Annotated in this window: 6 protein-coding genes and 1 tRNA gene; 5 read left to right on the top strand and 2 right to left on the bottom strand. The window is 32.5% G+C overall.

Annotation, left to right across the window (positions count from 1 at the left end; all coding sequences use genetic code 11):
- The first annotated feature begins 1 nt into the window (after position 1).
- The 5 genes from AABI72_RS02805 (at position 2) to AABI72_RS02785 (ending at position 3,921) form a co-directional block, all read left to right on the top strand.
- Positions 2 to 65: transfer RNA gene (locus AABI72_RS02805), tRNA-Lys, on the top strand.
- A 33-nt stretch (positions 66 to 98) separates the two neighbouring features.
- Positions 99 to 845 (top strand): YebC/PmpR family DNA-binding transcriptional regulator, encoded by a 747-nt coding sequence (locus AABI72_RS02800; RefSeq protein ID WP_338364190.1) that lies wholly within the window; start codon positions 99 to 101, stop codon positions 843 to 845.
- Positions 846 to 1,859 (top strand): aspartate-semialdehyde dehydrogenase, encoded by a 1,014-nt coding sequence (locus AABI72_RS02795; RefSeq protein WP_338364188.1) that lies wholly within the window; start codon positions 846 to 848, stop codon positions 1,857 to 1,859.
- Complete coding sequence (locus tag AABI72_RS02790) at positions 1,843 to 2,757, top strand: bifunctional riboflavin kinase/FAD synthetase (RefSeq protein ID WP_338364186.1); 915 nt, start codon at positions 1,843 to 1,845, stop codon at positions 2,755 to 2,757. The genes AABI72_RS02795 and AABI72_RS02790 overlap by 17 nt, the downstream gene beginning before the upstream one ends.
- Before the next feature lie 153 nt (positions 2,758 to 2,910).
- On the top strand, positions 2,911 to 3,921 hold the full coding sequence (locus tag AABI72_RS02785) for a DNA cytosine methyltransferase (protein WP_338364184.1): 1,011 nt from the start codon (positions 2,911 to 2,913) through the stop codon (positions 3,919 to 3,921).
- 232 nt (positions 3,922 to 4,153) lie between these two features.
- Here AABI72_RS02785 and odhB read toward each other — a convergent pair whose 3' ends face one another.
- Positions 4,154 to 5,404: a 2-oxoglutarate dehydrogenase complex dihydrolipoyllysine-residue succinyltransferase gene (gene odhB / locus AABI72_RS02780; RefSeq protein WP_338364182.1), complete on the bottom strand. Its 1,251-nt coding sequence runs from the start codon at positions 5,402 to 5,404 to the stop codon at positions 4,154 to 4,156.
- Positions 5,405 to 5,408: 4 nt separating this feature from the next.
- A complete protein-coding gene (locus AABI72_RS02775; protein WP_338364180.1) occupies positions 5,409 to 8,189 on the bottom strand; it encodes a 2-oxoglutarate dehydrogenase E1 component in 2,781 nt (926 codons plus the stop codon).
- Positions 8,190 to 8,194: the final 5 nt, after the last annotated feature.

The raw sequence follows: 8,194 nt of genomic DNA, 5'->3' as shown, positions 1-8,194 counted from the left end.
CGTAGCTCAGCTGGTAGAGCAACTGACTTTTAATCAGTGGGTCGTGTGTTCGAATCACACCGAGATCATAAATAAAACTCCACAATAATTTTAGCAACATGGCAGGACATTCAAAATATGCCAACATCAAACATCGTAAGGCAGCCCAAGATAATAAAAGAACTAAACATTTTACAAAAATAACACGACTTGTATTTGTTGCTGCAAAGCATGGTGGCTCAAATGTTGAAAATAATCCTGCGTTAAGATTGGCAATAACAAAAGCCAAGCATTACAATCTGCCAAAAGACCGTATAGACAAAGCTATAAAAAATGCTACATCAACTTCAGTAAGTGAAAATTATGAAGAAATGCACTATGAAGGCTATGGTGCAAATGGAGTAGCAATTATAGTTCATGCTCTAACAGACAATAAAAACAGAACAGCTTCAGAAGTTAGATCAATTTTTTCTAAATTTAATGGCAACCTTGGCATAGATGGAAGCGTAAGCCACATATTTAATATTGTTGGAATGCTTAAGTATAGCAATGTGGATAATGAAAAAATCTTTAATGTTGCAACAGAGGCTAATGCATTGGATGTTGTATCCAATCAAGAAATAAACATAAACAATGAGGAAGAAAATATCACTAAAGTACTATGCATAGCCAAAGAACTTAATTCCACTAGAATGCAGCTAACTAAAGAATTTAATGACCCAGTTGAATCATCTATAGTTTGGATGCCACAAACTTTTGTTGAACTTCCCCTAGATAAAGCAGATATAATTATAAAAATGATTAATGCCTTAGAAGATATTGACGATGTACAAAGCGTTGATAGCAACCTAAAAATAGTTGAGTAGATGAACATAGCAATAATTGGTGCCACTGATAATATTGGTCGTGAAATATGTGATATAATGGCCAGTGAAAAATTTTCTATAAAAAATATTATAGCTATAGCACCAAACGAATCATTTGAAAAAACAATAAGCTTTGGTAAAGATCGTATAAAAACAAAAGCATTATCAGACTATGATTTTCATATGGTTGATATTGCAATTTTTACCACTGGCGAAGGTGTGTCAGAGTTCTTCATAAAAAAAGCCATTGATGCCAATTGCATAGTAATTAACAACACTCCAATATATTGCAACACAAACAACATACCACCACTTGTTTATGGCGTAAATAATAAACTACTAAACACTAGGCCAAATATAAGCATCATATCAAACCCAAGCTGTATTGCAATTCAAGCTAGTATTATAGCAGATGCACTAAGTGTCTTAGGTAAAATTACATCTATAAATATATCCACCTACCAATCCACATCAGGAATGGGCAAAAAAGCAATGGATGAGCTGTACAGCCAGACAAAAGCAAAATTCACCTTTGAACAAGTTGCACCCACAATATTCCCAAGAACAATTGCATTTAATTGTATTCCATTTATTGGAGAAACCTGTGATGATGGCTATACCACTGAAGAATATATGATAGCCAAAGAAATTAACTCTATACTTGAAGCTAACATCCCAATAGACATAACATGTGTTCATACACCAACATTCAATTCGCATGGTATGACATTGAACATAAGATTTAAAGATAGTATAAACATACAAGCAGCACGTATAGCGCTAAATGAACAAGAGCAAATAGTTGTTGCACAACAAAACACAGAATATATAACAAACATAGATTGCATAGGTGAAGATGCTATATTTGTATCACGTCTGCGGCAAAATAAGCAATCTAGTAACACCATAACTATGTGGGCAATGACAAACAATCTGCGCAAAGGATCTGCTTTAAACATAGTGCAAATTGTAAAGTGCATAATAGAAAAATCTACCAATGTTCAAGCTACTTGAACCTATTGCAGAAAAATCTAGACCAATACTAGCCATAGGAAATTTTGATGGTGTGCATTTAGGTCATCAAAAGCTACTACATACCACTGTAAAAATTGCAAAACAGTACAAACAACCTGCAGTTGCACTTATATTTTATCCACATCCCAAAGCAACACTTCTCAACATAAAAAATGAGCTTTATATAAACAACATTAGAATAAGAATTAAAAAAATTATTAACATTGGCATAAAAAGTATTTATATAATTCGCCCAAATCATAAGATACTCAGCACCACTCCAATATCATTCATAAATAAAGTATTAATAAATCAAATAAAAACATTACAGATTGTAGTAGGAGAAAACTTCTATTTTGGCCATAATCGTACTGGCAACACTAAGCTCTTATCTAAGGAGTTGCATAAATATAATGTTAGAGTAAATATTGTACCTTTGTATCAAGTTAACAATAAAACTTGCTCATCAACAATCATAAAACAGATGATCAAAAAAGGTTGTATTAAAATAGCAGAAAAAATGCTTGGAGATAGCTACACTATAGGTGGAAGAATCATCAAAGGAGCCCAAAAAGCTCGTACAATTGGCTTTCCAACAGCAAATATTAATATAGAAAATATCGTACATCCACCATTTGGTGTTTATGCTGCAGAAATCAGTATTAATAATGCCATATACTTACCAGCAGTGGTTAATATTGGCATACGACCAACAATGTGCAATAATAAAAATCCATTACTTGAAGCACACATATTAGATTTTAATCAAAATATATATGGTGCTTTTTGCATTGTAAAAATCAAAAATTTTATCAGAGCTGAGCAAAAATTTCAATCACTGTATCAGCTAACACAACAAATAAAACTTGATGTTGAAAAAATCAGACAACAAAGTTAGATTTTATCTAAAGTAATAGTTAAATACTTTCTTAATAGTAAAAACTATTAGATAATCTTGCTATAGTCTAATAAAAAAGCTAAATTTAAAAAGTTTATAGAAACAAAGGTATTGTATATGCAAGCCAATCAGAAATATTTAAAATAAATTAATATGCAAAAACCAGAAGTAATTTCACTTTTCTCAGGATGTGGTGGTTTAGATTTGGGATTCCATTTGTCAGGATTTAAAATTGTTTATGCAAATGACATTGCAAAAGCTGTACAAAAAACCTATGAATATAATCTTGGTCAAATAGAAATATGTGACATAAAATATGTAAAAAAAGAAGCACTACCTAATTGTGATATAGTGCTTGCAGGTATTCCATGTCAACCATTCTCAAATGCTGGTAAACGTGAGTCAACATCAGGTAAGCATGGCAACCTATTTCAAGAAGTTATACAAACTGTAGAGATAAAACAACCAAAAATCTTGCTACTTGAAAATGTACGAGGATTTTTAAGTGCAAGAGATGAAAATAAACTATTGATGCCATTGCGTATGAAGCTAGAACTTAAAAAAATTGGATATAAATTCTTCTACAAACTACTAAACTCATCAGATTATAATGTACCGCAAAATAGGTACAGGGTATTTATAATTGGAATTAGAAATGACATTCATAAAGATTTTACATTTCCATATCCTAATCCAAACAAATTGAAATTAACAATTGATCATATATTGAGCATGCCGAAACCCCAAGATGAAGAAGATGAGGTATGGCAACTACCACCTCAATCTGCTAACTTAATCAAACACATACCAGAAGGTGGATCATGGCGAGATGTGTCTTATGAATTATTGCCAGCTAGAATGCAAAAAATAAGAGATGATCCTAAAAATAAAAATAATTCATCTGCTTTCTACAGAAGATTTGCAAGAAAAGAGATAATGGGCACCATAACATCAAGAGCAACTCCAGAAAGATCTGGCATAACACACTCTACACTGCATAGACGCTATTCTGTTAGAGAGATAGCAAGATTTCAATCATTTCCTGATAGTTTTAAATTTATTGGCACTTCTGTAGTGCAAAAATATAAAATGATAGGAAATGCAGTGCCAGTAAAACTAGCGGAGTGCATTGCTAAAAAAATTATGGTGGATTTCTTTAGCTAAAATATATACAAAATCTTTATTTAAATATTATTTTAAGATGATAAAATAATATTATACATAAAAAATCCAAACCCATTACCAGATGAGCTAATGTCAAAAGAAAATGTAGCATCATTCAACAAAGCACTGCAAATATTTTGTGAACTGCAAAATTGGCAGATAAAATCAGCTGTTGTTTTATCTTATTGTCATTAAAAAGCATGCTAGTTAATCTTTGTGTCTCAATCTACTTTCATACACTTATCAACATACGTGCACAATCTTCAATATACTCTCTAATTGAGCATAGAAAAATTACTGCCTCATGCCCATCAATAATTCTATGATCGTAAGACAGGGCTACATACATCATTGGACGAACCTTAACCTCACCATCAACTACCACAGCTCTATCTTTAATTGCATGCAAACCTAAAATAGCTGATTGTGGTGGATTAATTATTGGCGTAGATAACAATGAGCCGAAAACACCGCCATTTGTTATAGAAAATGTACCACCAGTTAAATCATCTATTGCTATAGTGCCATTCTTAGCTTTGTTGGCATATACTTTAATATCTCTCTCAATTGCCACAACATCCATGATGTCTGCATTATGAATAATTGGAACAACCAATCCTTTGTTAGTTGAAACTGCCACACCTATATCCACATAATTTCTGTGTAGCACATATCCATTATCAATTGATGCATTAACTATTGGTACTTCTAATAGAGCCATTGCAGCAGCTTTAACAAAAAATGAGGTAAAACCAAATTTTATTTTATGTTTTAATAAAAAGTTATCCTGATGCTTATTTTTAAGCATCAACAATGAGCTCATATCAATTTCATTAAAAGTTGTCAAAATAGCAGCATCATTTTGTGATTGTTTTAATCTTTCTGCTATACGACTACGCAGTCTTGTCATCTTAATACTCTTCTCTTCTCTTGTGCGCATAGATAAATCTCGTGTCTTACTCATGGCAAAATCATTATCTATGGGTGACTTGTTTGTATTGCTATCTATATCACTTTCCTTACTATTTGTTTGCATAGCACTACTAGTATTTTTAGATCCTATATTGTCTTTTGCTAATGCTAAATCTTTATCGCTTGCTGAATGGCTTTCATTCTTATTAGACACATTGGCTAATTTAGCATCATTGCTTATGGCACCTTCTTGTATTACTGGATCTGTTGTTTGAGTTATATTTATTTTTGATTTACTCCTATCAGCTACATTTACATTATTAGCCACCACTTCATCATCCATGGTGCATAACAAAGCACCTATCTTAACTTCACTAGACTCCTGCACTATAAATTCAAGCAATTTACCATCTTTAGGTGCAACAACATCAACAGCAACTTTATCAGTCTCAAGTGTCATGATTACATCATCTTTCTTTACAACATCACCAGCATTTTTGTTAATTGAACCAACCACTGCATCTACAACTGATTCACCCATGGTTGGAACCTTAATTTCAATAATTGACATATAACTACCTATTTAACACACTATTTACTATCATTAACTGCATTACAGAATGCAATGCAGCATAACCAAAAGATGGTGCAGCCATTACTGGACGTCCAACATACTCCAATTCACATTTAATTCTTTGATTGGTTAAAATCTGATTTATAAAATCTCTAATAAAAAACCATGCCCCCATATTTTTAGGCTCTTCCTGTAGCCATATAAAAATTTTAGCATCTCGGTAACCATAATTTTGCAATATTTGGGCAATCTCTCTACTTGGAAATGGATATAAAATCTCTATTCTTATCACAGCAATATCATTATTATTGTCCATTGCACTAATTAAATCATAATATACTTTACCACTACAAAAAATGACCTTTCTAACATTGCCTATACATTTATCATGAATAATGGGCTTAAAATGTGTGCCAATAGCCATATCATTAATACTTGAAACAGCCATCTTGTGACGCAATAAAGATTTAACAGAAAAAATTATCAATGGTTTACGCAGCTTTGACATTGTTTGCATTCTTAAAATATGAAAATAATTAGCTGGTGTTGAGCAATTTACTACACGCATATTATTATTAGCACAAAGCTGCAAAAAACGTTCTACACGAGCTGAACTATGCTCTGGACCCTGTCCTTCATAGCCATGTGGCAAAAGCAGCACTAAACCACTAGATTGCAACCATTTAGACTCACTAGCAGACAAATACTGATCTATAACAATTTGTGCACCATTAGCAAAATCACCAAACTGTGCCTCCCAGATTACTAAAGTATTTTGGTCTGTGATGCTATAACCATACTCAAATGCCATGGCTGCATATTCAGATAACAATGAGTTATAAATGCTAAACACACCTTTACAAGTATTTATATTATGTAGTGGAATGTATTGTTTTTCAGTCTTTACATCCAATATTACAGCATGCCTTTGTGAAAAAGTACCCCTCCTACTGTCCTGTCCAGCAAACCTTATATTAAAGCCATCCAACAACAAAGAAGCAAAAGCTAAGAACTCTGCATTCGACCAATTGACACCATTTGCAAATAAATCAGCTCTCAATGACATGAAACGCTTTATCTGCTTGTTTACTGTAAATCCTTTGGGCAGATAAGATCCTTGTTTTGCTAATTTTTTCAGCAAATCAACATTAATACCAGTACGCATTGTAATGTTATCATTAATCTTCAAATTTATACCCCACTGATTAAATGGTGCAATTTTTAAAGACCAACCATTGGTTACATGTTTTAAAGCATCTTCCATTGCTTTATAATATAAGTTATATGTTTGTTTTATTTTATCATCAGAAAGAATATTTTCTGCCATTAGCTTTTTACCATAAATCTCAACAACTGAACATTTATTAGCAATAATGTTATACATAAGTGGCTGTGTAAATCGTGGTTCATCCATTTCATTATGACCATATTTTCTATAACCAATAATATTAACCACAATATCTGATTTAAATTTTTCACGGAAAGCAAATGCAACATTCATTGCAGATATTACATGATCTGGGCTATCTGCATTCACATGTAACACTGGTGCATTAATTAAATGAGCAAAAGATGTTGGGTGTTTTGTAAGCCTAGTTTCATCAATATTAGCTGTAAAACCAACTTGATTATTTGCTATAATATGTATTGTACCCATTGAACTATAAGCATCTAAGCTCCCCATAACAGTTGACTCTGCAACTACACCTTGCCCCATAACAGCAGCATCACCATGAACCAAAATGCCAATAACGCTAATTTTTTCATCTTGTGGTAATGAGTCTTGCATAGCACGCACACTGCCCATTAAAACACCATCTACGGATTCTAAATGTGATGGACTGTTTAGTATACAGACTCTTATGTTGTTATTGCCAATATTACGCATCTTTCTAAAACCATTGTGATATCTAACATCACCTGTATTGATGCTATTTGTAGAATATGGAGAAAGTGGGCCAAATTCAAAAAAAATACTTTCTAAATCCTTGTCTACAACCTCACGTAAAGCAGCTATCCTTCCTCGGTGTGCCATGCCTATTGCAACTTCCTTGTATTGTGCATTAGCTGCTTGCTGAACAATGATCTCTAATGCAAGAACAACACTTTCTAGCCCCTCACTAGAAAATCTCTTACCGCCAACAAAACTCAGATGTAAAAAATTTTCTAATTCTGATACACGTAGCAATAAATCATGTGCTATACATCTTATGTCACTTGCAATGCATTGATTATTTTCTAATCTATCAGCTAACCATTCTTTTTGATCTTTTGCAATATTGCCAAAATCTATAGATAAATGGCCACAATAAATATTCCTAAGTTTCTCCATAAGCAGTCTAATACTTACCTGTCCTAATCCTAAATAATTACCACAATTGATTATCATATTAGGATCCACATAATCTAAATCTTGTGTAGCTACATCAAAAAATAGCATACTAGAATTATCGTTCAAAGGATTTAGGTTGGCATATAAAAACCCAAATGATCTATATTTTTCTACAATATACAGCATAACTATAGAAGTTATATCTCCACAATTAGCTATACAATTTTCATTGTTCTCATTGTTTGTATCTAAATTTTCATCTTTAATAATGCACAGCTTATAATCCATCTTAATTGATTGGTATAACTCAACATTCACATCATCATCTAATCCAATGCTAACAAATAATTCCCTAAACTTTTCATCCATAGGTAACTTACCATGAATGAAGCTATTGTGCATATTGCACAAAAATACAGCATTCTCACTAAAAAGATACCCATTATCCATATGGC

It is taken from the genome of Candidatus Xenohaliotis californiensis (assembly GCF_963930935.1).
Taxonomy (GTDB): domain Bacteria; phylum Pseudomonadota; class Alphaproteobacteria; order Rickettsiales; family CAWVOK01; genus Xenohaliotis; species Xenohaliotis californiensis.
The sequence above is the reverse complement of the archived record's forward strand: the minus strand, read 5'-3'. Positions and strand labels throughout refer to the sequence as shown.